At 64.4% G+C, this 23,209-nt stretch carries 27 protein-coding genes and 1 tRNA gene; 24 read left to right on the top strand and 4 right to left on the bottom strand.

What is annotated here, in order from left to right; genetic code table 11:
- The first annotated feature begins 45 nt into the window (after nucleotides 1–45).
- The 22 genes from AZ34_RS17000 to AZ34_RS16895 all read left to right on the top strand — a co-directional run bounded on the left by AZ34_RS17000 (nucleotide 46) and on the right by AZ34_RS16895 (nucleotide 17,497).
- Entirely contained in the window at nucleotides 46–1,641 is a 1,596-nt protein-coding gene (locus tag AZ34_RS17000) for a glycerol-3-phosphate dehydrogenase/oxidase (RefSeq protein WP_035610293.1), read from the top strand.
- A gap of 309 nt (nucleotides 1,642–1,950) precedes the next feature.
- Entirely contained in the window at nucleotides 1,951–2,319 is a 369-nt protein-coding gene (gene rplN / locus AZ34_RS16995) for a 50S ribosomal protein L14 (RefSeq protein WP_006297881.1), read from the top strand.
- Nucleotides 2,320–2,329: 10 nt separating this feature from the next.
- Entirely contained in the window at nucleotides 2,330–2,650 is a 321-nt protein-coding gene (gene rplX / locus AZ34_RS16990; RefSeq protein WP_035610290.1) for a 50S ribosomal protein L24, read from the top strand.
- An 11-nt stretch (nucleotides 2,651–2,661) separates the two neighbouring features.
- Nucleotides 2,662–3,201, top strand: coding sequence for a 50S ribosomal protein L5 (gene rplE, locus AZ34_RS16985; RefSeq protein WP_006297879.1), 540 nt, complete (start codon nucleotides 2,662–2,664; stop codon nucleotides 3,199–3,201).
- Nucleotides 3,202–3,209: 8 nt separating this feature from the next.
- Entirely contained in the window at nucleotides 3,210–3,515 is a 306-nt protein-coding gene (gene rpsN, locus AZ34_RS16980; protein ID WP_035610287.1) for a 30S ribosomal protein S14, read from the top strand.
- A 14-nt stretch (nucleotides 3,516–3,529) separates the two neighbouring features.
- Nucleotides 3,530–3,925 carry a 30S ribosomal protein S8 gene (gene rpsH, locus AZ34_RS16975; RefSeq protein WP_035610284.1) on the top strand — a complete coding sequence of 132 codons (396 nt, stop codon included), beginning with the start codon at nucleotides 3,530–3,532 and terminating at the stop codon, nucleotides 3,923–3,925.
- An 18-nt stretch (nucleotides 3,926–3,943) separates the two neighbouring features.
- On the top strand, nucleotides 3,944–4,477 hold the full coding sequence (gene rplF, locus AZ34_RS16970; protein ID WP_035610282.1) for a 50S ribosomal protein L6: 534 nt from the start codon (nucleotides 3,944–3,946) through the stop codon (nucleotides 4,475–4,477).
- Between the two features lie 20 nt (nucleotides 4,478–4,497).
- Nucleotides 4,498–4,863 carry a 50S ribosomal protein L18 gene (rplR, locus tag AZ34_RS16965; protein ID WP_035610279.1) on the top strand — a complete coding sequence of 122 codons (366 nt, stop codon included), beginning with the start codon at nucleotides 4,498–4,500 and terminating at the stop codon, nucleotides 4,861–4,863.
- 17 nt (nucleotides 4,864–4,880) lie between these two features.
- Nucleotides 4,881–5,411, top strand: a complete 531-nt coding sequence (gene rpsE / locus AZ34_RS16960; RefSeq protein ID WP_035610276.1) for a 30S ribosomal protein S5 — start codon at nucleotides 4,881–4,883, stop codon at nucleotides 5,409–5,411.
- 18 nt (nucleotides 5,412–5,429) lie between these two features.
- Nucleotides 5,430–5,612, top strand: a complete 183-nt coding sequence (gene rpmD, locus AZ34_RS16955) for a 50S ribosomal protein L30 (protein ID WP_006297873.1) — start codon at nucleotides 5,430–5,432, stop codon at nucleotides 5,610–5,612.
- A gap of 22 nt (nucleotides 5,613–5,634) precedes the next feature.
- Nucleotides 5,635–6,066: a 50S ribosomal protein L15 gene (rplO, locus tag AZ34_RS16950; RefSeq protein WP_035612071.1), complete on the top strand. Its 432-nt coding sequence runs from the start codon at nucleotides 5,635–5,637 to the stop codon at nucleotides 6,064–6,066.
- A 45-nt stretch (nucleotides 6,067–6,111) separates the two neighbouring features.
- The gene (gene secY, locus AZ34_RS16945; protein WP_035610274.1) at nucleotides 6,112–7,431 is read left to right on the top strand and encodes a preprotein translocase subunit SecY; all 1,320 of its coding nucleotides are present in this window, start codon (nucleotides 6,112–6,114) and stop codon (nucleotides 7,429–7,431) included.
- Between the two features lie 9 nt (nucleotides 7,432–7,440).
- Nucleotides 7,441–7,659, top strand: coding sequence for a translation initiation factor IF-1 (infA, locus tag AZ34_RS16940; protein WP_006297869.1), 219 nt, complete (start codon nucleotides 7,441–7,443; stop codon nucleotides 7,657–7,659).
- 43 nt (nucleotides 7,660–7,702) lie between these two features.
- The gene (gene rpmJ / locus AZ34_RS16935) at nucleotides 7,703–7,816 is read left to right on the top strand and encodes a 50S ribosomal protein L36 (RefSeq protein WP_006297867.1); all 114 of its coding nucleotides are present in this window, start codon (nucleotides 7,703–7,705) and stop codon (nucleotides 7,814–7,816) included.
- 24 nt (nucleotides 7,817–7,840) lie between these two features.
- Nucleotides 7,841–8,206, top strand: a complete 366-nt coding sequence (rpsM, locus tag AZ34_RS16930; RefSeq protein ID WP_006297865.1) for a 30S ribosomal protein S13 — start codon at nucleotides 7,841–7,843, stop codon at nucleotides 8,204–8,206.
- 20 nt (nucleotides 8,207–8,226) lie between these two features.
- Nucleotides 8,227–8,631 (top strand): 30S ribosomal protein S11, encoded by a 405-nt coding sequence (rpsK, locus tag AZ34_RS16925; protein WP_035610272.1) that lies wholly within the window; start codon nucleotides 8,227–8,229, stop codon nucleotides 8,629–8,631.
- Nucleotides 8,632–8,758: 127 nt separating this feature from the next.
- Nucleotides 8,759–9,382, top strand: coding sequence for a 30S ribosomal protein S4 (rpsD, locus tag AZ34_RS16920; protein ID WP_035610271.1), 624 nt, complete (start codon nucleotides 8,759–8,761; stop codon nucleotides 9,380–9,382).
- A 101-nt stretch (nucleotides 9,383–9,483) separates the two neighbouring features.
- A complete protein-coding gene (locus AZ34_RS16915) occupies nucleotides 9,484–10,470 on the top strand; it encodes a DNA-directed RNA polymerase subunit alpha (RefSeq protein WP_035610270.1) in 987 nt (328 codons plus the stop codon).
- Between the two features lie 121 nt (nucleotides 10,471–10,591).
- Nucleotides 10,592–10,978: a 50S ribosomal protein L17 gene (gene rplQ / locus AZ34_RS16910; protein WP_035610268.1), complete on the top strand. Its 387-nt coding sequence runs from the start codon at nucleotides 10,592–10,594 to the stop codon at nucleotides 10,976–10,978.
- An 18-nt stretch (nucleotides 10,979–10,996) separates the two neighbouring features.
- Nucleotides 10,997–11,073: transfer RNA gene (locus AZ34_RS16905), tRNA-Met, on the top strand.
- 284 nt (nucleotides 11,074–11,357) lie between these two features.
- Nucleotides 11,358–15,227 carry a hybrid sensor histidine kinase/response regulator gene (locus AZ34_RS16900; RefSeq protein WP_051509986.1) on the top strand — a complete coding sequence of 1,290 codons (3,870 nt, stop codon included), beginning with the start codon at nucleotides 11,358–11,360 and terminating at the stop codon, nucleotides 15,225–15,227.
- Nucleotides 15,224–17,497 carry an HD domain-containing phosphohydrolase gene (locus AZ34_RS16895; protein ID WP_331280909.1) on the top strand — a complete coding sequence of 758 codons (2,274 nt, stop codon included), beginning with the start codon at nucleotides 15,224–15,226 and terminating at the stop codon, nucleotides 17,495–17,497. Before AZ34_RS16900 ends, AZ34_RS16895 begins: the two co-directional genes overlap by 4 nt.
- An 18-nt stretch (nucleotides 17,498–17,515) precedes the next feature.
- Here the strand turns inward: AZ34_RS16895 and AZ34_RS16890 are convergent, their stop codons facing one another.
- On the bottom strand, nucleotides 17,516–18,631 hold the full coding sequence (locus AZ34_RS16890) for a YeeE/YedE family protein (RefSeq protein WP_035610266.1): 1,116 nt from the start codon (nucleotides 18,629–18,631) through the stop codon (nucleotides 17,516–17,518).
- A 136-nt stretch (nucleotides 18,632–18,767) separates the two neighbouring features.
- Between AZ34_RS16890 and AZ34_RS16885 the strand changes: the two genes are divergently transcribed.
- Entirely contained in the window at nucleotides 18,768–19,958 is a 1,191-nt protein-coding gene (locus AZ34_RS16885; protein WP_035610264.1) for a M20 aminoacylase family protein, read from the top strand.
- Between the two features lie 72 nt (nucleotides 19,959–20,030).
- Here the strand turns inward: AZ34_RS16885 and AZ34_RS16880 are convergent, their stop codons facing one another.
- From AZ34_RS16880 to AZ34_RS16870, 3 genes are all read right to left on the bottom strand, one after another.
- Nucleotides 20,031–20,861 (bottom strand): type III pantothenate kinase, encoded by an 831-nt coding sequence (locus AZ34_RS16880; RefSeq protein ID WP_035610261.1) that lies wholly within the window; start codon nucleotides 20,859–20,861, stop codon nucleotides 20,031–20,033.
- A 22-nt stretch (nucleotides 20,862–20,883) separates the two neighbouring features.
- Entirely contained in the window at nucleotides 20,884–21,309 is a 426-nt protein-coding gene (locus AZ34_RS16875; RefSeq protein ID WP_035610260.1) for a rhodanese-like domain-containing protein, read from the bottom strand.
- 164 nt (nucleotides 21,310–21,473) lie between these two features.
- Nucleotides 21,474–21,713: a hypothetical protein gene (locus AZ34_RS16870; RefSeq protein WP_035610258.1), complete on the bottom strand. Its 240-nt coding sequence runs from the start codon at nucleotides 21,711–21,713 to the stop codon at nucleotides 21,474–21,476.
- A 321-nt stretch (nucleotides 21,714–22,034) separates the two neighbouring features.
- Here AZ34_RS16870 and AZ34_RS16865 point away from each other — a divergent pair, with 321 nt between their 5' ends.
- Nucleotides 22,035–23,186, top strand: a complete 1,152-nt coding sequence (locus AZ34_RS16865) for a serine/threonine protein kinase (RefSeq protein ID WP_035610255.1) — start codon at nucleotides 22,035–22,037, stop codon at nucleotides 23,184–23,186.
- Nucleotides 23,187–23,209: the final 23 nt, after the last annotated feature.

Genomic DNA, 23,209 nt, shown 5'->3' with positions numbered 1-23,209 from the left:
TGAGGGATGATCCGGGTTCTCGTTTCCCCGCATTGCTTTAATAATATGAGTGAGTCTGTACTTCTGAATCCCAATTCGCGTCCGCAGTTATTAGGGCGCTTGGCCGAGGCCACCGACTGGGACCTGGCCGTCGTGGGCGGCGGCGCCACCGGCCTGGGGGTGGCGCTCGACGCGGCGGCGCGTGGGTATTCGGTTGTGTTGCTGGAGTCGCACGACTTCGCTGGCGGCACCTCCTCGCGTTCCACAAAGCTCTTGCACGGCGGCGTGCGCTACCTCGCCCAGGGTAATGTGGCCCTGGTGCGCGAGGCTTTGCATGAACGCAGCACAGTGCTGGCCAACGCGCCGCACCTGGCTTCCCGGCTGTCTTTCATCATGCCGTCCTACGCCTGGTGGCAGACCCCGTTTTATGGCATCGGTCTCAAGCTCTATGACCTGCTGGCCGGTCAGGCCGGCCTGGGCCCGACGCGTTTTCTGGACCGGCGCGGTACCTTGGCCGCCTTGCCTCGCCTGCAACCGCAGGGGCTAAGCGGGGGGGTGCAGTACTGGGATGGCCAATTCGACGACGCGCGCCTGGCGCTGGCGCTGGCGCGCACGGCGGTGCGCGAGGGCGCTCTGCTGCTGAACTATTGCCCAGTCACCGAATTGCGGCATGAAAACGGGCGCGTGACGGGTTTGCGCTGCCGTGACGCCATCGGGGGGCAGTCTTACGAGGTGCGCGCGCGCTGCGTGGTCAACGCCACGGGGGTCTGGGTGGATGGTGTGCGCCAGATGGATGGCGACGCCCAGGGCAAGACGGTGACGCCCATGGTGGCGCCTAGCCAAGGCGTGCATGTGGTGGTGGACCGTGATTTCCTGCCGGGCGATCACGCGTTGCTGGTGCCCAAGACGGCCGACGGCCGCGTGCTGTTCGCCGTGCCTTGGCTGGGCAAACTGGTGCTAGGGACCACCGACACGCCGCGCCGCGACCTGCCCCGGGAGCCGCAACCCCTGCGTTCCGAGCTTGACTTCATCCTCGGCGAGGCGGCGCGCTACCTCGTGCGTCCGCCCACGCCAGCCGACGTGCGCAGCATCTGGGTCGGGTTGCGGCCTCTGGTGCGGCCGGTTGGGGATGATTCAGACACCGGCAGCCTGAGCCGCGAGCACACGGTGTTGCAGGCCAGCAGCGGCCTGGTGACCGTGACCGGCGGCAAGTGGACCACCTACCGGGCCATGGCCGAGGATGTGCTGGCGCGCTGCGTGGCCTCGGGCCTGCTGCCGCGCCGTCCCGCCGGGGTGAGTGCGACCTTGCGCCTGGTGGGCGCGCCCGCGCCGCAGGCCCCGGCCGGGCCTGGCCTGGCGGCCCTGCCGGGCCAACATTTGTATGGCGTGGAGGCGGCCACATTGGCTCAGCTACCGGGTGCCGGGGAGGAGTTGGCGCCGGGCATGACCGAGGCCATGGTGCGCTTCGCAGCCAGAAATGAATATGCACTGACGGTCGAAGACGTGCTTGCGCGGCGGTCTCGTTATTTGTTCCTGGATGCGGAGCTGGCGGGCCGGGTGGCGCCACGCGTGGCGCGCATCTTGGAGGAAGAAACCGGAGTGAATCCTCAGCTGGCCGCTTTCCAAGCCTTGGCCCAGAGTTACCGCCTATGGCCGGCCTGAGGCCACAGCGGGTGGGGTGAGCGCCTGGTGGCCCCGTCCAGGCCACCAACCAGCGGCGGATGGGATGGGGTTTGACGCAGCTTCAAATCTGATGCATAATCGCCGGCTCTGCCTGAATTTTCAGGTGGATTTCCCGTCAGACCCTGACGGAGGCTCCGGGTGTGTTATCCGGGTTTCAAAGGGGTCTGGCATCTGCCCAAACAGAGGTGTTGCGCGTGGTGCGCGGCGCTGACGACGGGCCCAAGACTGTCTGGCAAGGGTGAGCGCATTTCGCGCGGCTCGGTGCCGGTGCAAGTTGGGAATATTGAAATGATCCAGACAGAATCTCGGTTGGAAGTTGCCGACAACACCGGCGCGAAGTCCGTTTTGTGCATCAAGGTGCTCGGCGGGTCCAAGCGTCGCTACGCCAGCGTCGGCGACATCATCAAGGTGAGCATCAAGGAAGCTGCTCCGCGTGGCCGCGTCAAGAAGGGCGAGGTCTACAGCGCGGTCGTGGTTCGCACCGCCAAGGGCATCCGCCGTGGTGATGGCTCGCTCGTGAAGTTCGACGGTAATGCCGCCGTGCTGCTCAACAACAAGCTGGAGCCCATCGGCACCCGCATCTTCGGCCCGGTCACGCGCGAGCTGCGCACCGAGCGCTTCATGAAGATCGTGTCCCTGGCGCCCGAAGTTCTCTGAAGGACTCGTCATGAACAAGATTCGCAAAGGCGACGAAGTCATCGTCCTGGCTGGACGTGACAAGGGCAAGCGCGGCAAGGTCGCGCTGCGCAAGGACGACGATCATGTCGTGGTCGAGGGCGTGAACCTGGTGAAGAAGCACACCAAGCCCAACCCCGCCAAGGGTACGACCGGTGGCATCGTCGAGAAGTCCATGCCCATCCATCAATCCAACGTGGCGATCTACAACGCCGCGACGGGCAAGGCTGATCGCGTGGGCGTCAAGCTGCTGGCCGATGGCAAGCGCGTGCGCGTCTACAAGTCCAGCGGCGAAGAAATCAAGGTCGCCTAAAGGTACTCATCATGGCTCGTTTCCAAGAAATCTACCGCGAGAAGGTTGTTCCCGAACTGACCAAGAAGTTCGGCTACAAGTCGCCCATGGAGGTGCCGCGCCTGACCAAGATCACCCTGAACATGGGTGTGTCCGAAGCCGTCGCCGACAAGAAGGTGATGGACAACGCCGTCGGTGATCTGACCAAGATCGCCGGCCAGAAGCCGGTCGTGACCAAGGCCAAGAAGGCCATCGCCGGTTTCAAGATTCGCGAAGGTCAGGCCATCGGCTGCATGGTCACCCTGCGCGGCGTTCAGATGTACGAATTCCTGGATCGTTTCGTCACCGTGGCCCTGCCGCGCGTGCGTGACTTCCGCGGTATCTCCGGTCGCGCTTTCGATGGCCGTGGCAACTACAACATCGGCGTCAAAGAGCAGATCATCTTCCCCGAAATCGAATACGACAAGGTGGATGCCCTGCGTGGTCTGAACATCAGCATCACGACGACGGCCAAGACCGACGAGGAGTGCAAGGCGCTGCTCGCTGGCTTCAAATTCCCCTTCAAGAACTGAGGTGACCCGTGGCTAAAACAGCTTTGATCGAGCGCGAAATCAAGCGCGAAAAACTGGTCGCCAAGTACGCCAAGAAGTACGCGGAACTCAAGGCCATCGCCAATGATGCCAAGAAGAGCGATGACGAGCGCGCCGCTGCGCGCCTGGATCTGCAGAAGCTGCCGCGCAACGCCAATCCGACGCGCCAGCGCAACCGTTGCGAGATCACCGGTCGTCCGCGTGGCACGTTCCGCCAGTTTGGCTTGGCCCGCGCCAAGATCCGTGAAATGGCCTTCGCTGGTGAAATTCCCGGCGTGACCAAGGCGAGCTGGTAAGCAGGAGATTCAAGATGAGCATGAGTGATCCCATCGCCGACCTGCTGACGCGCATCCGCAATGCGCAGATGGTCGCCAAGACCACCGTGTCGGTGCCCTCTTCCAAAGTGAAGGTGGCCATCGCCCAGGTGTTGAAGGACGAGGGCTACATCGACGGCTTCCAGGTGAAGACCGAAGGTGGCAAGTCCGAGTTGGAAATCGCGCTGAAGTACTACGCCGGTCGTCCGGTGATCGAGCGCATCGAGCGCGTGAGCCGTCCCGGCCTGCGCGTCTACAAGGGCCGTGACGCCATCCCCCAGGTTCAGAACGGTCTGGGCGTGGCCATCGTGACGACCCCCAAGGGCGTCATGACGGATCGCAAGGCGCGCGCCACCGGCGTCGGTGGCGAAGTGCTGTGCTACGTGGCCTGATGTCGAGGAGTCACTGAAATGTCGCGTATCGGAAAAATGCCCATCGCCGTCCCGAACGGCGTGGAAGTCTCCATCAAGGCCGACCAGATCAGCGTCAAGGGTTCTGGTGGCACGCTGTCGCTGGCGCCTTCCGCGCTGGTGAAGGTGAGCAACGAAGGTGGGAAGCTGAGCTTCACCCCCGTCGATGAAAGCCGCGAAGCCAATGCCATGAGCGGCACCCTGCGCCAGTTGGTGAACAACATGGTGCTCGGCGTCAGCAAGGGTTTCGAGAAGAAGTTGACCCTGATCGGCGTGGGCTACAAGGCCCAGGCCTCGGGTGCCAAGCTGAACCTGTCGGTGGGCTACTCCCACCCCGTGGACGTCCAGATGCCGCAAGGCATCACGGTGGCGACGCCTGCTCCGACCGAGATCGTCATCAAGGGTGCCGACCGTCAGCGCGTGGGCCAGATCGCTGCCGAGATCCGCGCGATCCGTCCGCCCGAGCCCTACAAGGGCAAGGGCATCCGTTATGCGGATGAGAAGGTCGTGATCAAGGAAACCAAGAAGAAGTAAGGCTCAAAAGGATACTCATCATGATGACCAAGAAAGAGCAGCGTCTTCGTCGGGCGCGTCAGACCCGCATCCGCATTGCCCAGCAAGGCGTGGCGCGTCTGACCGTGAACCGCACCAATTTGCACATCTACGCCAGCGTGGTCTCGGAAGACGGCGCCAAGGTGTTGGCGTCCGCGTCCACGGCCGAAGCCGAGGTGCGCAAGTCCCTGGGTGGCGCGGGCAAGGGTGGCAATGCCGCCGCCGCGCAACTGATCGGCAAGCGCATCGCGGAGAAGGCCAAGAAGGCCGGTGTCGAGAAGGTCGCCTTCGACCGTTCGGGCTTCGCGTACCACGGTCGCGTCAAGGCGCTGGCCGATGCCGCGCGTGAAGCGGGCTTGCAGTTCTAAGCAGATCGGAATCAAACATGGCTAAGGTTCAAGCAAAAATGCAGGGCAAAGGGGCCGAAGGTCCCGAGGACGGTCTGCGCGAGAAGATGATCGCGGTCAACCGCGTGACCAAGGTGGTCAAGGGCGGCCGTATCCTCGGTTTCGCCGCGTTGACCGTGGTGGGCGATGGCGATGGTCGCGTTGGCATGGGCAAGGGCAAGTCCAAGGAAGTGCCCGCCGCCGTGCAGAAGGCCATGGAAGAAGCCCGTCGCAACATGCTCAAGGTGTCGTTGAAGAACGGCACGCTGCACCACAAGGTGATGGGCCAACACGGCGCCGCCAGCGTCATGATGCTGCCTGCTCCCAAGGGCACGGGCATCATCGCAGGCGGTCCGATGCGCGCCATCTTCGAAGTGATGGGCATCACCGACATCGTGGCCAAGAGCCACGGCTCGACCAACCCGTACAACATGGTGCGCGCCACGCTGGATGCGCTGAACAACAGCAGCACGCCCGCCGAAGTGGCGGCCAAGCGCGGCAAGACGGTCGAAGAACTCTTCACCGCCTGATTGCCCTAGGAGTCTGACATGGCAACTCAACAAACCGTCAAGGTTCAATTGGTCCGCAGCCCCATCGGCACCAAGGAATCGCACCGCGCCACCGTGCGTGGCCTGGGCCTGCGCAAGCTGAACAGCGTCAGCGAGCTGCAGGACACGCCCGCAGTGCGCGGCATGATCAACAAGATCAGCTATCTGGTCAAGGTTCTTTAATCGAAATTTCTAGAGGCCGATGATGGAACTCAACAGCATCAAACCCGCAGCTGGCGCCAAGCACGCCAAGCGTCGCGTTGGCCGTGGCATTGGCTCCGGCCTGGGCAAGACCGCCGGTCGTGGCCACAAGGGTCAGAAGTCGCGTTCGGGCGGCTACCACAAGGTCGGCTTCGAAGGCGGTCAGATGCCCATGCATCGTCGCCTGCCCAAGCGCGGCTTCAAGTCGGCCCTGCTGAAGTACAACGCCGAGATCACCCTGTCCGCGCTGGACAAGCTGGGTGTTGACAGCGTGGACCTGCTGGCGCTCAAGCAAGCTGGCCTGGTGGGCGAACTCGCCAAGGTCGTGAAGGTCATCAAGTCCGGCGAGATCAAGAAGGCGGTCAAGCTGAACGGCATCGGCGCGACGGCTGGTGCCAAGGCGGCCATCGAGGCGGCCGGCGGCAGCGTGGCCTGAACGCGCCTGCGCATTCAACGCAACGACGGAAGAAAGTAAGCAACAGTGGCTACGAACGCGGCTCAGTTGGCAAAGACCGGCAAGTTCGGCGACCTGCGTCGCCGGCTGGTCTTCTTGCTGCTCGCTCTGGTGGTGTACCGCATTGGCGCGCACATTCCGGTGCCCGGCATCAATCCCGATCAGCTGGCTCAGCTGTTCCAGGGGCAGCAGGGCGGCATCCTGAGCCTGTTCAACATGTTCTCGGGTGGCGCGCTGTCTCGCTTCACGGTGTTCGCGCTGGGCATCATGCCCTACATCTCCGCGTCCATCATCATGCAGCTGCTGACCTACGTGCTGCCCACCTTCGAGCAGCTCAAGAAGGAAGGCGAGGCCGGTCGTCGCAAGATCACCCAGTACACGCGTTATGCGACGCTGGGCTTGGCGCTGTTCCAATCGCTGGGCATCGCGATCGCGCTGGAGAGCTCTCCTGGCCTGGTGATTGACCCTGGCATGGCTTTCCGTTTCACCGCGGTGGTGACGCTGACCGCTGGCACGATGTTCCTGATGTGGCTGGGTGAGCAGATCACCGAGCGTGGCCTGGGCAACGGCATTTCTATCCTGATCTTCGGCGGCATCGCGGCCGGTCTGCCCGGCGCCATTGGCGGCCTGCTGGAATTGGTGCGCACCGGTGCGATGAGCATCATCGCGTCGCTCTTCATCGTGGCGCTGGTGATCCTGGTGACCTGGTTCGTCGTGTTCGTCGAGCGCGGTCAACGCAAGATCCTCGTGAACTACGCACGTCGTCAGGTGGGTAACAAGGTCTACGGTGGCCAGTCCTCGCACCTGCCGCTGAAGCTGAACATGGCCGGCGTGATTCCGCCCATCTTCGCGTCCAGCATCATCCTGCTGCCCGCCACCGTGGTGAGCTGGTTCAGCAGTGGTGATTCGATGACTTGGCTCAAGGACATCGCGGCCAGCTTGGCTCCGGGCCAGCCGGTCTATGTGATGCTGTACGCCGCCGCGATCATCTTCTTCTGCTTCTTCTACACGGCGCTGGTGTTCAACAGCCGTGAGACGGCGGACAACCTGAAAAAGGGCGGTGCCTTCATTCCGGGCATCCGTCCGGGTGATCAGACCGCCAAGTACATCGACAAGATTCTGCTGCGTTTGACCCTGGCAGGTGCGATCTACATCACCTTCGTCTGTCTGCTGCCCGAATTCCTGATCCTGGAATACAACGTGCCGTTCTACTTCGGTGGCACCTCGTTGTTGATCCTGGTCGTGGTCACGATGGATTTCATGGCGCAGGTTCAGAACTATCTGATGAGCCAGCAGTACGAGTCTCTGTTGAAGAAAGCTAATTTCAAGCCCACGCTGGGTGCATGAGAATGCGACATGGCGAAGGACGATGTAATTCAGATGCAGGGCGAGGTGGTCGAGAACCTGCCGAACGCGACGTTTCGCGTCAAGCTGGAAAATGGCCACATCGTGTTGGGACATATCTCCGGAAAGATGCGGATGCACTACATCCGCATCCTTCCAGGTGACAAGGTAACGGTCGAGTTGACGCCTTACGACTTGACGCGCGCGCGGATCGTGTTCCGCGCCAAATGACGTGATTCGCAAGGCGCAGGCACAGTAGTTTTAGGAGAGCATCATGAGAGTTTCGGCTTCGGTCAAGAAAATTTGCCGCAACTGCAAAATCATCCGCCGCAATGGCGTGGTGCGCGTGATCTGCACGGATCCGCGCCACAAGCAGCGCCAAGGCTGATCGCAAGAGTTTAAGAGGACGAAAATGGCACGTATCGCTGGCATCAACATTCCGCCGCATCAGCATACCGAGATTGGCCTGACCGCCATCTTCGGCATCGGTCGCACCCGCGCCCGCAAGATTTGCGTCGCTTGCGGCATCCCCTTCTCCAAGAAGGTGAAGGACCTGACCGACGCCGATCAGGAAAAAATCCGCGACCAGATTGCCCAGTTCACGATCGAAGGTGACCTGCGCCGCGAGACCACGATGAACATCAAGCGTTTGATGGACATCGGCTGCTACCGTGGCATGCGCCATCGCCGTGGCCTGCCCATGCGCGGTCAGCGCACGCGCACCAACGCCCGTACCCGCAAGGGTCCGCGCAAGGGCGCCGCTGCACTGAAGAAATAAACCGGCACTGAAAGTACACCATGGCTAAAGCTCCCGCCAATACCGCCGCGCAGCGCGTGCGCAAGAAGGTTCGCAAGAACGTGGCTGATGGCATCGCCCACGTGCATGCCTCCTTCAACAACACCATCATCACGATCACCGATCGCCAGGGCAATGCCTTGTCCTGGGCTTCCTCCGGTGGTCAGGGTTTCAAGGGTTCCCGCAAGTCCACGCCGTTCGCCGCGCAGGTGGCGTCCGAAGTGGCTGGTCGCGCGGCCATCGAACAAGGCATCAAGAACCTGGACGTTGAGATCAAGGGCCCCGGCCCCGGTCGTGAGTCCTCGGTGCGCGCGCTTGCCGCCTTGGGCATCCGAATCAACACGATCGCCGACGTGACGCCCATGCCGCACAACGGCTGCCGCCCGCAGAAGCGTCGTCGCATCTGATTCAGGTTTCGCCGATCCCGTTCATCGTTTCTTAACCAAGCCCACCGCCACCCGCACCGCGTGCCTGAGCGCGCGCGGGTGGCTCCCGTAGCTCAAGGCTGCGGCAGTTGAAGAAAAGGACACTCAAGTGGCACGTTACCTCGGCCCCAAGGCCAAACTCTCCCGCCGCGAAGGCACCGACCTGTTCCTGAAGAGCGCACGCCGCTCCATCAGCGACAAGGCCAAGTTCGACTCCAAGCCTGGTCAGCATGGCCGCATTTCTGGCGCCCGCACGTCCGATTACGGCCTGCAACTGCGCGAGAAGCAGAAGGTCAAGCGCATGTACGGCGTGCTGGAGCGTCAGTTCCGCCGCTATTTCGAACAAGCTTCCCAGGGCAAGGGCAATTCCGGCTCCAACCTGCTGAGCCTGCTGGAATCGCGCCTGGACAACGTGGTCTATCGCATGGGCTTCGGCTCCACCCGCGCCGAAGCGCGTCAGTTGGTGTCGCACAAGGCCATCACCGTGAACGGACAAGCCGTGAACATCCCGTCCTACATGGTCAAGGCCGGTGACGTGATCGCCGTGCGTGAGAAGTCCAAGAAGCAGAACCGCGTGGTCGAAGCCCTGCAGCTCGCGCAGCAAGTGGGTTTCCCCGCCTGGGTCGAAGTGAACGTCGACAAGGCCGAGGGCGCCTTCAAGAAGGCCCCCGATCGTGATGAATTTGGGTCCGACATCAACGAATCGCTGATCGTTGAGTTGTATTCGCGTTAATCAGCCGAGCATTGAGCAACGTTCCCGCCGGGCCTCGGCCTCGCGGGTGCTTCACCAGCCTTACCGGTGTAACGAGCCGGGGGTATTGACAGGAAGTTTTCATGCAAACCAGTCTGCTGAAACCCAAAACCATCAACGTCGAGCAACTTGGCCCGAACCGTGCCAAGGTCGCGCTGGAGCCTTTCGAGCGTGGCTACGGCCACACGCTGGGCAATGCCCTGCGCCGCGTTCTGCTGTCGTCGATGCCGGGTTACGCGGCCACCGAAGTCACCATCGCCGGTGTGCTGCACGAGTACTCGTCCATCGACGGCGTGCAGGAGGATGTGGTCAACATCCTGCTGAATCTCAAGGGCGTGGTCTTCAAGCTGCACAACCGTGACGAAGTGACGCTGTCCCTGCGCAAGGACGGCGAAGGCACCGTCACCGCTGGCGACATCCAGACCCCGCACGATGTGGAGATCATCAATCCCGAGCATGTCATCGCCACGCTGTCGGCCGGCGGCAAGCTCGACATGCAGATCAAGGTCGAGAAGGGCCGTGGTTATGTGCCCGGCACCATGCGTCGCCACGCCGACGAGCAGAGCAAGTCCATCGGCCGTATCGTGCTGGATGCTTCCTACTCGCCGGTCAAGCGCGTGAGCTACGCCGTCGAAAGCGCCCGCGTCGAGCAGCGCACCGACCTGGACAAGCTGGTCATCGAGATCGAGACCAACGGCACGATCACGGCGGAAGACGCCGTGCGCGCCTCGGCCAAGATCCTGGTCGAGCAACTGGCCGTGTTTGCCCAGCTCGATGGCAGCGAGAAGATCTTCGACGCCCCCTCGCAGCGCAGCGCGGGTCAGTTCGACCCCATCCTGCTGCGACCGGTCGACGAACTCGAGCTCACGGTGCGTTCGGCCAACTGCCTGAAGGCCGAGAACATCTACTACATCGGCGACCTGATCCAGCGTTCCGAGAACGAGTTGCTCAAGACCCCCAACCTGGGTCGCAAGTCGCTCAACGAAATCAAGGAAGTGCTGGCTTCGCGCGGTCTGACCTTGGGCATGAAGCTCGAGAACTGGCCGCCGGCCGCGCTCGAGAAGCGTTGATTTAGAATGGCGCCCCTCGTCACTTTTGGCGGGAGGCGTACCGAAACTGGCCCCACGGGGCTGGGTGCACCGGGCAGTACCTGACACGGCTGCCCGTTTTATATAAGGAAAGGAAAGCACCATGCGTCACGGACACGGACTCCGCAAACTCAACCGCACGAGCGAGCACCGCCTCGCCATGCTGCGCAACATGATGAACTCGCTCATCGAGCACGAAGTCATCAAGACCACGGTCCCCAAGGCCAAGGAACTGCGCCGCGTCGTCGAACCCATGATCACCCTGGCCAAGGAAGCCACGGTCGCCAATCGCCGTCTGGCTTTCGACCGCCTGCGCAGCCGCGACAGCGTGGTCAAGCTGTTCGACGAACTGGGCCCGCGCTTCAAGGCACGCCCGGGCGGCTATACGCGCATCCTGAAGATGGGCTTCCGCGTGGGCGACAACGCCCCCATGGCCCTGGTGGAATTGGTCGATCGCCCCGCTGATGCCGAAGAAACCAAGTCGGAATAAGCTATAATCTAAGGCTACCGCGCGATGGAGCAGTCTGGTAGCTCGTTGGGCTCATAACCCAAAGGTCGGAGGTTCAAATCCTCCTCGCGCAACCAAGTCATTCGAAAAAGGCCACGGCAAATGCCGTGGCCTTTTTTGTTTTCGGAACAAATTCACGGTTTGTGATTTGCGCGCGCCTTGATTCGATGGGCCATATTCGCTTCAATCGACACTGGGGCAATGCTGGAGGGGCGGCAGGCGCGCAAAAGAACTGACAGGCCGGAGCCTGCGCATCGATCACCCAGCATTGATTGGGAGCGGTGCGGCCAGAATCTGGCGCATGCACTCCGAACCGTCATGGGGACATTCCATGCGTGTATCGGTACTTGTCAGCTTGAGCATGGGTTTGGTGATCGCCGCCAGCGCCATACTGGTCGGGCGCGCCGTGATCCCGCAATGGCGCCAGCATGAGCAGTTGCTCAAGGCCCGCGAGGCCGCGCGCCTCATGGACCTGGCGCTGGCAACGGCCACAAGCATCGCGCAGGAGCGCGCTCCCGGCAATGGCATGCTGGGCAGCGACCGCGGCGTTGCCGCTCCTGGTATTGAGGCCTTGCAGCGCGCGCGCGCCAAGACCGACGTCGCCTTGCTGGCCGCGCAGGCTGCGCTGACCGAGGTGCGTGTCATCCACGAGGACGAGACGGCCAGGCTCACCCAGTCCCTGCGCAACACCCGCGGCATGCTGGCACAGGCGCGGGAAAACGTCGACATTCAACTTGCCCTGCCCCGCAGCGCGCGCACCGACGCCGAGGTATGGCGCGCGGTGAGCAGCGTGATCGATGTTCCGGACAATCTGGAGCCGGGCATCGCCGAGATGGAGATGCTGGTCAGCGTGTCTGACCCGATGCTGTTCCAATGGACTGCCATCGCGCGGCTGGCCCATGCCTTGCACGACTACGCAGGGCAGATGGAAGCGATGTTCACCGCTGCATTCACAGCGCGCCGCCCTCTGCGGCCCGCGGAACTGGCGCGCATTCAATACCTGGGCGGCGCGATCGAGTCCCTGCGGCGTCAATTGGGACTGCTGCGCGATCGCCTGGTGGATGAGCAGGGCGGTGACCTGGCTCCGTTCCAGGCGACCCTGCAGGCGGTGGACGAACTTTTCATGCAGGAGGGCTTGGCCCTGCTTCGCAGGCTCGAAACGATCGGTCGAAGCAGCGGCAACTACGGCACGAGCACGGCCAGTCTGGCGACAGAATATGGGCCTGGTGTGGCTGTCATCGCTGATCTGGGCAGAATCGCCAGCCGTGCCGTCCAGGCCCGCCTGGACGCGCTGGACGCCCGAAATCGAAGGGAATTGCTGCTGACCGCGGTGCTGGCGGCGACCGCCATCCTGCTGGTGCTGGGTCTGTACGTCTTGATGCGCATCCGGCTTTCCCACCCCCTCGTCCAGGTGACCCGCGCCCTGGAGCAGATCGCCCGGGGCGATGACGATGTGCGCCTGCCCCCCGCGCGCTGGCGCGACGAAATTGGGCAGGTCATCGGCGCGCTCGGATCGTTGCGTGAAGCCACGCAGGCCCGCCTGGTGGCGGAACGCGAAATGAAGAACGCCAAGGAGGAGCAGAAAGCCATCTTCGATGCGGCGGAGATCGGCATCGTGTTGCTGAGGGAACAGACCGTGGTCCAGTGCAGTGCGGGCTTTGACCGAATGTTCGGCGTGGGCCATGGCGGTATGCGGGGGCGCTCCGTCGACGAGTGGTGCGCCCAGGAGGAGGATCGCCGCAAGCTGGCGCAAGTCATTGGTGAACAATCGGTCCAGGGTTGGCACGGCCGCAACGAGCTGACCCTGTGCCGTCGCGATGGCAGCCGTTTCGAGGCGATGTTGCGCGGTCGGGCGATCGACCCGAACGACCTCTCGCGCGGCAGCGTCTGGGTGGTGGCCGACATCACCGAGCGCAAGCGCCTGGAAGCCGAGCTGCGCGTCGCGCGGGACCGCGCCCAGGAAGCGGCGCGAGCCAAGAGCGATTTCCTTGCCAATATGTCGCATGAAATCCGCACGCCCATGAACGCCATCATCGGTTTGAGTCACCTGATGCTCAAGACCGAACTCAGCCAGCGTCAGCACGACTACCTGCACAAAATTCAGCAGGCGGGGCAACACCTGCTGGCGGTGATCAACGACATCCTGGACCTGTCGAAGATCGAAGCGGGCAAGCTTGTGATCGAGCGCACGGAATTCCAGCTGGAAAAAGCACTGAGCAACGTGGCCAATCTGATCGCCGAGAAGGCCCATGCCAAAGGGCTGGAGTTGATCTTCGACATAGCGCCTGACGTGCCACAGCGCCTTGTGGGCGATTCTTTGCGCCTGGGTCAAATCCTCATCAACTACGCCAACAACGCCATCAAGTTCACCGAGCAGGGTGAAGTTACCGTGCAGATGCGCGTGCGCGAGCGCACGGACCGGGATCTGCTGCTCTATTGCGCGGTGCATGACACCGGCATCGGCCTCAGCGCGGAGCAGCAGCAACGGCTGTTCCAGAGTTTCCAGCAGGCGGACAACTCAACCACGCGCGAATACGGGGGCACCGGACTGGGGCTGTCGATTTCGCGAGAACTGGCCGAACTCATGGGAGGCTCGGTGGGTGTGAACAGTCGCTTGGGGCAGGGCAGCACGTTTTGGTTCACGGCACGGCTGGGTATCGGGCAGGGCGTGGCGCGTGAACTGCGACCGCGTGGTGACCTGCGTGGGCGTGCCGTTCTGGTGGTGGATGACAACAAGGCGGCTTGCCTGGTGCTCAAGGAAATGTTGGAGAGCATGAGTTTCTCGGTGAAGACCGTGAACAGCGGCATGGCGGCCATCGACGCCATCCGCGAACGCAGCGGGCGCTCCGATGCCTTTCTGCTGGTGCTGCTGGACTGGAAGATGCCAGGCATGGATGGCGCGGAAACCGCGCGGCGCATACGCGCCATGGAACAGGAAGACATTCCCAAGATCGCCATGGTCACTGCCTACGGACGGGAAGAGGTCCTGCACCACATCCAGGACGCGGGGGTGGTGGATGTGCTCATCAAGCCCGTCAATCCCTCGGTGCTCTTCGACACCACCGTGCGCCTGCTCGAAGGCGAGGACCCGAGGTGGCAAGCTGTGCCGGTCCCCGAAGCTCAGCCGAGCGCGCTTGAAGCCAGCTTGGCGCCCCTGCGGGGTGCGCGCCTGTTGGTCGTGGAAGACAACGAAATCAATCAGCAGGTCGCGCAGGAGTTGCTGACCGGCGTCGGCTTCGAAGTGGACATCGCTGACAACGGGCAGATCGCGCTCGAGAAAGTCGCCCAGGCGCAGCCGCCCTACGATTTGGTGCTCATGGACATGCAGATGCCGGTGATGGACGGTGTCACCGCCACTCAGGAGTTGCGCAAGACGCTGTCGCCAGCGCAGTTGCCCGTCGTCGCGATGACCGCGAATGCCATGCAACACGACCGGGAGCGCTGCCAGGCGGCGGGCATGCAGGACTTCGTCGCCAAGCCCATTGAACCCGAGCAGCTGTGGCGCGCCCTGTTGCGCTGGATCCCGGCGCGGACCTCGGCGAGCGACGCGCAGGCGCGGGACAGTGAAACCACACTCACGACGGTGGCCACCGTTGCCACGTCGGCCATGCCGGAGACGACCATCGCAGTGCCCGAGGACATCGAAGGCCTGGACGTGGCGGCTGGCTTGCGCCGGGTGATGCACAAGCCGGATCGCTACGTCGCCCTGCTGCGTAAGTTCATGGAAAGCCAGCGAGATTTGGTGGACACGCTCACGCAGGCCCTGGACACGCAGGACACCCTGGCCGCGATCCGCATCACGCACACCGCCAAGGGCGTGTCCGGCAATGTGGGCGCAGTGCGGCTGCAAGCGGCGGCGGAGGCCCTGGAAATGGCCGTGCGTGAGGGGCAGCCACCTGCCGTGCTGCGCGCGCACCTGGCCGATCTGTCAGCCGCGCTGCATCCGCTGATGGACGGCTTGCGGTCCCGTCTCCCAGAAATCCCGGTCACGCCCCGGCACCCGGGCCCGGTGGAGCCGATCCGGTGGCGCACGGTCGCGGCGCAACTGCGTCGCCTGCTGACGGAAATGGATGCCGAGGCGCTCGATCTCGCCCAACGGGAGGCCGGACTGCTCAGTGCCGCGCTCGGGGCGCATTTCCAGGCCTGGGACACCGCCCTGAAAGCTTGCGACTTCGATGCAGCCCTGCGGCATCTCGATCAGGTCACCCTGAGCCAGGGGGAAGTGACATGACACCAAGTGCACTGAAAGCCATGGAGGGTGGACCCGCGACGGGCGCTGTCTTGGTCAGGCATGCCGACCAGCCCCGGCAAAAAAGGACCATCCTCGTGGTGGACGACACGGCGGACAACCTGGCCCTGCTGGCTGGACTGCTCAAGGACAATTACCGGGTCAAGCTGGCCAACAGCGGTGAGAAAGCGCTGGCCTTGCTGGCCCAGGGGGATGATCTGCCCGATCTGATCCTGCTGGACGTGGTGATGCCCGGCCTGTCCGGCTACGAGGTCTGCCAGCGCCTCAAATCCGACGCGCGCACCCAGGCGATTCCCATCATCTTCCTCACGGGCATGCGCAGCGAGGAAGACGAGAGCAAGGGACTGGCCCTGGGCGCGGCGGACTACATCACCAAGCCCGTCAGTCCACCCATCCTGCTGGCTCGGGTCCAGACGCAACTGCTGGTGCGCGACGCCCTCGGCCTGCTCGAGGCGCAGAACATCCAGCTTGGCGATCAGGTGCGTCGCACCGGTCTGGCCCTGGGCGAGGCAAGGGCCAAGCTGGCCAAGTTGGTGGAAATCGGCATCGCGCTGGGCCGCGACACCGACCGCCAAGCCCTGATGCAGCGCGCCCTGCTGGGCGCGCGTGACATCGCCAACTGTGAGGCGGTCTCCCTGTTCATGCGCACGCCCGAGAACACGTTGCGCATCGCTTTCAGCACGCACGCGGGGTTGGAGGCCGGCAGCGCTGAGTTGCCCCTGGACACCCCACGCGTCGGCGAGGGCGCGGCGGGAGGAGATCGTGTGGCGCAGCGGGTCGCCCGCACTGGCGCAACGGTGGTTGTCAACGACGCGCGCTTGGCGACAGCGAATGGCCTTGATCTGGACCCGCTGCGACGACTGGCCGAATCGGTGGGACTCTCGCCCTTGTCGGTGCTTGGAGTCCCGCTCAAACCTCGTGATGGCAAGGTGATTGGCGTCATCCTGATGATCAATGCCCAGGATTCGCGCAGCGGCGCGATTTGCCCCTTTGACCCGGAGATCATCGGTTTCACCGAGGCCCTGGCCGCCCAGACCGCGGTGGCGCTGGAGAACCACGAGCTGGTGGACGCCCAGAAGAACCTGACGGATTCGATGATCCAAATGCTCGCCGGCGCCATCGACACCAAGAGTCCTTACACCGGCGGACATTGCGCCCGCGTGCCGGAACTGGCCTTCATGCTGGCCGAGGAGGCCGAGCGGGTGCAAGAAGGTCCCTTGGCCGATTTCAGCTTCAAGGGCGAGCAGGAATGGCGGGAGTTCCGCATCGGTGCCTGGTTGCACGACTGCGGCAAGGTCACAACGCCGGAGTACGTGGTGGACAAGGCCACCAAGCTGGAGACCATCGTCAACCGCATCCATGAGATCCGCACGCGTTTCGAAGTTCTGTTGCGCGACGCCAAGGTGCAAGAGCTGGAGACCGTGCTCGCCGGTGGCTCCGCGGCGCAGGCGCGCGGCGAGTTCGAGCGCCGCAAGGCGCAGCTGCTGGACGACTTCGCCTTCGTCGCCGAATGCAATCTGGGGGGCGAGAGCATGGACGAGGCCCATGTGGTCCGCCTGCGCGAGATCGCCCAGGAGACCTGGCTGCGCCACTTCGATGACCGGCTCGGGCTCTCGCACGAGGAGTTGCGACTGCACGAGAAAACACCACGCGCCGACCTGCCAACGCGTGAACCGCTGCTGGCCGATCAGCCTTACCACCTGATCGAACGCCAGCGCATCGAGGAGGGCGGGGATTTCAAGCTGAAGCCGCCGCCTTACCTCTACAACCGGGGCGAGCTCTACAACCTCTGCATCAGGCACGGAACGTTGAACGCCGAGGAGCGTTTCAAGATCAACGAGCACATCATCCAGACCATCCGCATGCTGGAGAGCATGCCCCTGCCGGACGACCTCAAGCGTGTGCCCGAATACGCAGGCACGCACCACGAAACCTTGAGGGGCACGGGCTACCCGCGCGGCCTGGAGGCGGCGCAGCTGTCGATCCCGGCGCGCATCATGGCCATCGCCGACATCTTCGAGGCCTTGACCGCGCGGGACCGCCCTTACCAAAAGGCCAAGTCCTTGTCCAAGGCGGTGGAAATCCTGCACCAATTCAAGCGCAAGGGCCACATCGACCCCGTGCTGTTCGACCTGTTCCTGACCTCCGGCGTCTACATGGCTTACGCGCGTCGCTACATGGACCCGGCGCAGATCGACGCGGTCGACATTCAACCCTACCTGGGTGAGCAGGGGCCGTCGGGCCCGGGCTGAGCCTGGGCTGGTGGGCGTTCAAGCCGCCCGTTCGATGCGCCAGCGCTGCCAGCGCAGTCCCAGCAAGGTGCCCGCGATGATGCCGCCGACGGCGAGGAAGCTGCCCAAGGACAGGGTGGACACGCCGCTGATGCCCTGTCCCACGGTGCAGCCCAGCGCGACCACGCCGCCGACGCCCATCAGCGCGCCGCCGACCAAATGTTGGCCCAGGTCCTCGACGTTGGCAAAACCTTCCCATCTAAATTCGCGCGTGGCCAGCGCGTGGACCAGTGCGCCGGCCGCCACGCCGAACATCGCCACGATGCCCAAGGTGAGCACGCGGGACTTGTCGCTGAAGAACTGCAGCCATTCAAAGGCATAGGCCACGGGCGCCACCATCGAGAGCGACTCCATGCGACGGGAGCTGGTCGCCAGAAATGCAGGTTCCAGCGTGTTCGGATCTTCGGGCACATAACCCAACCGCCCAGACACCCACCACACCGCGACGATCACTGCCCCTATGCCCAGGCCGCCGAGCCAGGTCTCACCCCGGCGTCCCTCCGGCTGGCGCAGCACCCAGACCAGCAGGGCAAAGGCCAGCAGACCACCAATCAGCGCCGCCAGCGTCGTCACCGGCAGGCCGGTCGTCGCGGCCAGCAGTGTAGGCAGGTCCTGGCCGGCCGGCAAGTCGATGCCCACGCGTTCCACCGTCTCCACGCGCAGCACCCCCGTCAGTCCGCGCAGGGTGGCCGATGCGCTGACGGCCAACACCAGCAGCACGATCAGGGACTTCAGGTTGCCGCCGCCCAGACGCACCAGGTTGCGACTGCCGCAACCCGAGGCCAGGCTCATGCCGAAGCCAAACAACGCGCCGCCCACCAGGGCCGACAGCCAGAGTAAGCGGGGGCCGGCGTAAAGGGAATTGCGCGCCTCGACCCAGCCCAGCGCCACCATGATGTTGAAGCCCAGCATCGCGGTCGCGACGGCCAGCGCCCACATCCGGGCGCGTTGCCAATCGTCCATGGCCACAACGTCTGAAATGGCACCCAAGGTGCAGAAACGGGTGCGGCGCGCGATGACGCCGAAGACCAAACCCAGGGCCAGCACCGTCCAGAGCACGCGGGTGGTGAGCGCGGTGATATCCGTGTCGTTCATGGGCGTGATTTTCACGGATACGCCCGCTCAGCACCGCCATTCGACCTCGGGCAATCCCCGAGCGTGCGCGAGGGCGTGGTGACAGCCTTCCGGGGCTGAACTAGACTCGGACTCAGAGGCCCAGATCACCATCACCATGAAACTCATCGACTCCATCGCCGTCCAGGCGGCCGGCATCGCCGGCATCCGGCGTGACATCCATGCCCATCCCGAGCTGAGCTACGAGGAGTTCCGCACCTCGGACCTGGTGGCGGCCAAGCTCACCGAATGGGGCATTCCCGTGCACCGCGGCCTGGGCGGAACGGGCGTTGTGGGTACCGTGCGCAATGGCAATTCAACCAAGGCCATCGGCCTGCGCGCCGACATGGACGCCCTGCCCGTGCAGGAGATCAACACCTTCGCGCACGCCAGCCGGCACGTGGGCAAGATGCACGCCTGCGGCCATGATGGCCACACGGCCATGTTGCTCGCGGCGGCCCAGCACCTGGCCCGGAACCGCAACTTTGATGGCACGGTCCACCTGATCTTCCAGCCCGCGGAAGAGGGAGGCGGTGGCGCCGACCGCATGATCCGCGACGGCCTGTTCGAGCAGTTCCCGGTGGACGCTGTGTACGGCATGCACAACTGGCCGGGCCTGCCCGTGGGCAGCTTCGCGCTCAGTCCAGGCCCGGTCATGGCCTCCACCAATGAATTCAAGATCGTGGTCAAGGGCAAGGGCGGCCATGCGGCCATGGCCTACAACACGGTGGATCCGGTGGTCGTGGCCGCGCAGCTGGTGCAGGCCTTCCAGACCATCATCAGTCGCAACGTCAAGCCCATCGAGGCGGGCGTGATTTCCGTGACCATGATCCACGCCGGTCACGCCAGCAACGTGATCGCCGACAGCTGCGAGCTGCAAGGCACGGTGCGCACTTTCCAGCCCGAGGTGCTGGACTTGATCGAGGCGCGCATGAAGATCTGCGCGGACCATACCTGCGCAGCCTATGGCGCCAGCTGTGATTTCGAGTTCGTGCGCAATTACCCCGCCACCATCAACAGCGAGGCGGAGGTGGCCTTCGCCCGGCGCGTGATGGCCAGCGTCGTGGGCGAAACCCAGGTGCTGCGGCAGGAGCCGACCATGGGCGCGGAAGACTTCGCCTACATGCTGCAGGCCAAGCCCGGGGCCTACGCCTTCATCGGCAACGGCGAGGGCGCGCACCGCGGGCACGGGCATGGCGAAGGGCCTTGCACCCTGCACAACCCGAGCTACGACTTCAACGACGAGCTGATCCCGCTGGGCGCGACCTTTTGGGTGCGCCTGGTCGAGGAATTTCTGAAGAAGACCTGAAAAACTTCTGGAGACGGGAGCCGTCCGCCCCGATCACGCGGCGCGGGCACCGAAGATCAACCTGCCAGCGCCTCAGAGCGCGAAGCGCTGCTGGATCAGCGGCGCGTCGGCCGCCGTCTTCTGGCCCAGGCCGCGGTAGGTCGCGATTTGCAGCAGGCCGTCGAAGATCAGGCTGTCGATCAGCTCGAAGCGCGAGGCCAGGCTGGGTGCCATCTTCCAGCCCGCACCACCCGTCATCACGCACCAGGGGTCCACGCCGCAGTGGGCGCGCACATGCTGCACCATGCGGTCCATCGCGCCTGCAATGGCGAAGGTGCCCCCGCTGGTCAGCGCGTCGCTGGTGTTGGTGGGGAAGGGGCGCACCTCGCCGGTGGGAACATGCAGGCCGGCTGTACCGGACTCCAAGGCGCGCAGCATGATGCCGTGGCCGGGCAGGATGTAACCCCCCAGGAACTTGCCGCTGGCGTCGATGGCTTCCACCGTCACGGCCGTGCCCACCATGGACAGCACGATCGGTCGCGGCTGTTCCGAGGCACCGGGCAGGGCCCGCATGCGGTGCCAGGCGCCGATCAGCGCCACCCAACGGTCTGGGCCGAGGCGCGCCGGGTGGTCGTAACCGTTGACCAAGCCAGCTTCCTGCGCGCTGGCGATCACCCACTGCGGGGACACGTCCCACAGCTCTTCCATCTGGGCCTCGACACGGTGCTTGACGGCGTCGCTGGCGACCACGCAGCCCAGCATGGCCTGGGGTGCGGGCAGTCGGCTCCAGGCGGTTTCGGCCAGCTTGTCGATGTGGTCCAGGAATTCAGCACCCTGGGCCAGGGCGCGCGCGCCGGGTCGTGAGGACTCGAACAAGGCCCATTTGAGCCGGGTGTTGCCTACGTCAATGGCGAGAAAGGACATGGCGGTGCCGGTATGCCAGGGCTCAGTACTGCTTCCAGGGCAGTCCCCGGTAGCGCCAGCCGCCCAGGCGGCCCCGGTGGCCCTGGGCGTCGGCGTCGCCCTCGAAGCCTTCCAGGATGTTGTAGGCGCTCAGGCCCAGCTCGGTGGCGCGTCGCGCTGCGGCGATGGAGCGCACACCGCTACGGCACAGCAACACCAGTTTCTTGTCCGGCGCGGCGGAAGCAGCAGCCTGCAGTCCAGTGTCGAAAGCGGGGTTCAGGGTCATGCCGGGCCATTGTTTCCAGGCCAGGCCAATCGCGCCTGGCACATACCCCACCCACTCGCGCTCGGCGTCGCTGCGCACGTCGATCAGCACGGCTTCGCCGGCCTGCACCCAGGCCCAGGCCTGCTCGGGCGAAACATCACCGGCATAACCTTCGGCGGGGGGACGGGCGGGAGTGTGCGACATGGCGGGCAAGACAAGTCAGTGCGACAAGGCCCGCCAAGGATAAACGCAAATGCCGACTTCCCGTGTCGGTCCGACCAGAAACAGAAACGGTCGGAAGTCCGCGCCTGGCTGCGGTCCGACACGCCACGCGGCGCGCGGTGTTCCGCAGAGGTGCGGTGTATTGGTCAGTGGCCCAGGCCCATCGCGTCGGGGCGGACTTGGCGCACGACGGGTTGTTCGTCATCGAGCACTTCGCGCATCGGGTTGATGCGGGTGCTGGAATAGGGGATCAGCGGCTTGTCCAGGGGACGAAGCTGGTGCCGACGCAGCGAGCGCAGCGCGGTGGAGCGTTCCATGGCCTGGATCACGGCCTCGGGCTCCATCATCAGACTGAAGGGGTTGAGGGCGGTCGGGTTGCTTTGCATGGCGGTTCCTTGTGACGCAAAAAAATGAGGAATCTCGGTTTTCTGATTGCGTGCGCGGACTTTAGGGGCCGCCCTCGGGAACTTGAATCGGCGTAGATCGGTTTCTCGTGTCAGAAAAAGCCTGACAAACCCGGCTTGGTGCCGTCAGGCGCAGGTTGTTTCACCCCGTTTTCCGGCCTTTGGGTTGCCGCACAGGCTTGCGGGACTGCCAGCGATGCCCTGATTCGGTCGGCACCGGTGCGTGGGCTGGGCTCTGACCCCGGTTCGAGACCTGAGCCCGAGGTCGTCCCGCGCGGGGGGATGAAGCACAATCGTCGCCTCATGTCCGATGCCGCCCGCGCCCCCGAGTCCTCCACGCATCCCTACGATGCCCTGACCCCCGACGTGGTCCTGGACGCCCTGCTGGGCGTGGGCCTGCCCTGCGATGGCCGCCTGCAGGCCCTCAGCTCCTACGAAAACCGCGTCTACCTGGCAGGCCTGGACGATGGCGGCGGCCTGGTCGCCAAGTTCTACCGGCCCGGGCGCTGGAGCGAGGCGCAGATCCTGGAGGAGCATGCGTTTGCCGCCGAGTTGGCGGAGGCGGAAGTGCCGGTGGTCGCGCCCCTGCTGCTGCAAGGTCGCAGCCTGCACGCCTGCCTCGGAGCACCCTTGCCCGATGGCGCTGCGTCCGGCGCGGCGGCGGGCGAGCCCCTGCGATTTTTCTTTTCCGTCAGCCCGCGTCGCGGCGGGCGTGCCCCCGAGCTGGACGACGCCGAGGTGCTGGAGTGGATCGGCCGTTTCATAGCCCGCCTGCACGCGGTGGGCGCGCGCCGGCCTTTCGCGCAGCGGCCCGCTCTGGACGCGCAGCGTTTTGGTTTTGAGCCCCTGCGCTGGTTGCTGGCCAGCGGCATGGTGCCGTTGGACGCGCAATCCGCCTGGCAGGGCGCCTGCGAGGAAGCCCTGGCCTGCGTGGAGACCCGCTACACCCAGGTCATCCACGGCCTCAACCTGATCCGCCTCCACGGCGACTGCCATGCGGGCAATGTGCTGTGGACCCCCCTGGACGCTGGTTCGGCGCCGGGCAAGACCGCCGAAGCCCAGTCCGCGCGGGCCTCCTTGGCAACCGGCACAGCCGTCGTGCCGACCGCGCCTGGCCCGCACTTCGTGGACCTCGACGACGCTTGCATGGGGCCCGCCGTGCAAGACCTTTGGATGCTGCTTTCGGGCGATCGTGCGCAGCGCAGCGGGCAGCTGTCCTGCTTGCTCGATGGCTACGAGCAGATGCGCGAATTCGATCGGCGCGAATTGGCCCTGATCGAACCCTTGCGCACCCTGCGCCTCATCCACTACAGCGCCTGGCTCGCGCGCCGCTGGGCCGACCCGACCTTCCCGCGCAACTTTCCATGGTTTGGTAGTACGGACTATTGGCAGGGCCAGGCCCGCCAACTGCGTGAACAGATCGAGGCCATGGAGGAAGAACCGCTCTGCGTCTAACCCGGGGAAACGCTGGCCCGCGC

This window comes from Hylemonella gracilis str. Niagara R (genome assembly GCF_000600295.1).
Classification (GTDB): Bacteria; Pseudomonadota; Gammaproteobacteria; order Burkholderiales; family Burkholderiaceae_C; genus Hylemonella; species Hylemonella gracilis_A.
This window is presented reverse-complemented; position numbering and strand designations above follow the sequence as displayed.

Excerpts from the sequence above, each read along its gene's own strand:
- AZ34_RS17000 (WP_035610293.1), top strand. The coding sequence starts at position 46 with ATGAGTGAGTCTGTACTTCTGAATCCCAATTCGCGTCCGCAGTTATTA.
- rplN (WP_006297881.1), top strand. The coding sequence starts at position 1,951 with ATGATCCAGACAGAATCTCGGTTGGAAGTTGCCGACAACACCGGCGCG.
- rplX (WP_035610290.1), top strand. The coding sequence starts at position 2,330 with ATGAACAAGATTCGCAAAGGCGACGAAGTCATCGTCCTGGCTGGACGT.
- rplE (WP_006297879.1), top strand. The coding sequence starts at position 2,662 with ATGGCTCGTTTCCAAGAAATCTACCGCGAGAAGGTTGTTCCCGAACTG.
- rpsH (WP_035610284.1), top strand. The coding sequence starts at position 3,530 with ATGAGCATGAGTGATCCCATCGCCGACCTGCTGACGCGCATCCGCAAT.
- rplF (WP_035610282.1), top strand. The coding sequence starts at position 3,944 with ATGTCGCGTATCGGAAAAATGCCCATCGCCGTCCCGAACGGCGTGGAA.
- rplR (WP_035610279.1), top strand. The coding sequence starts at position 4,498 with ATGATGACCAAGAAAGAGCAGCGTCTTCGTCGGGCGCGTCAGACCCGC.
- rpsE (WP_035610276.1), top strand. The coding sequence starts at position 4,881 with ATGGCTAAGGTTCAAGCAAAAATGCAGGGCAAAGGGGCCGAAGGTCCC.
- rpmD (WP_006297873.1), top strand. The coding sequence starts at position 5,430 with ATGGCAACTCAACAAACCGTCAAGGTTCAATTGGTCCGCAGCCCCATC.
- rplO (WP_035612071.1), top strand. The coding sequence starts at position 5,635 with ATGGAACTCAACAGCATCAAACCCGCAGCTGGCGCCAAGCACGCCAAG.
- infA (WP_006297869.1), top strand. The coding sequence starts at position 7,441 with ATGGCGAAGGACGATGTAATTCAGATGCAGGGCGAGGTGGTCGAGAAC.
- rpmJ (WP_006297867.1), top strand. The coding sequence starts at position 7,703 with ATGAGAGTTTCGGCTTCGGTCAAGAAAATTTGCCGCAACTGCAAAATC.
- rpsM (WP_006297865.1), top strand. The coding sequence starts at position 7,841 with ATGGCACGTATCGCTGGCATCAACATTCCGCCGCATCAGCATACCGAG.
- rpsK (WP_035610272.1), top strand. The coding sequence starts at position 8,227 with ATGGCTAAAGCTCCCGCCAATACCGCCGCGCAGCGCGTGCGCAAGAAG.
- AZ34_RS16915 (WP_035610270.1), top strand. The coding sequence starts at position 9,484 with ATGCAAACCAGTCTGCTGAAACCCAAAACCATCAACGTCGAGCAACTT.
- rplQ (WP_035610268.1), top strand. The coding sequence starts at position 10,592 with ATGCGTCACGGACACGGACTCCGCAAACTCAACCGCACGAGCGAGCAC.
- AZ34_RS16900 (WP_051509986.1), top strand. The coding sequence starts at position 11,358 with ATGGGTTTGGTGATCGCCGCCAGCGCCATACTGGTCGGGCGCGCCGTG.
- AZ34_RS16895 (WP_331280909.1), top strand. The coding sequence starts at position 15,224 with ATGACACCAAGTGCACTGAAAGCCATGGAGGGTGGACCCGCGACGGGC.
- AZ34_RS16890 (WP_035610266.1), bottom strand. The coding sequence starts at position 18,631 with ATGAACGACACGGATATCACCGCGCTCACCACCCGCGTGCTCTGGACG.
- AZ34_RS16885 (WP_035610264.1), top strand. The coding sequence starts at position 18,768 with ATGAAACTCATCGACTCCATCGCCGTCCAGGCGGCCGGCATCGCCGGC.
- AZ34_RS16880 (WP_035610261.1), bottom strand. The coding sequence starts at position 20,861 with ATGTCCTTTCTCGCCATTGACGTAGGCAACACCCGGCTCAAATGGGCC.
- AZ34_RS16875 (WP_035610260.1), bottom strand. The coding sequence starts at position 21,309 with ATGTCGCACACTCCCGCCCGTCCCCCCGCCGAAGGTTATGCCGGTGAT.
- AZ34_RS16870 (WP_035610258.1), bottom strand. The coding sequence starts at position 21,713 with ATGCAAAGCAACCCGACCGCCCTCAACCCCTTCAGTCTGATGATGGAG.
- AZ34_RS16865 (WP_035610255.1), top strand. The coding sequence starts at position 22,035 with ATGTCCGATGCCGCCCGCGCCCCCGAGTCCTCCACGCATCCCTACGAT.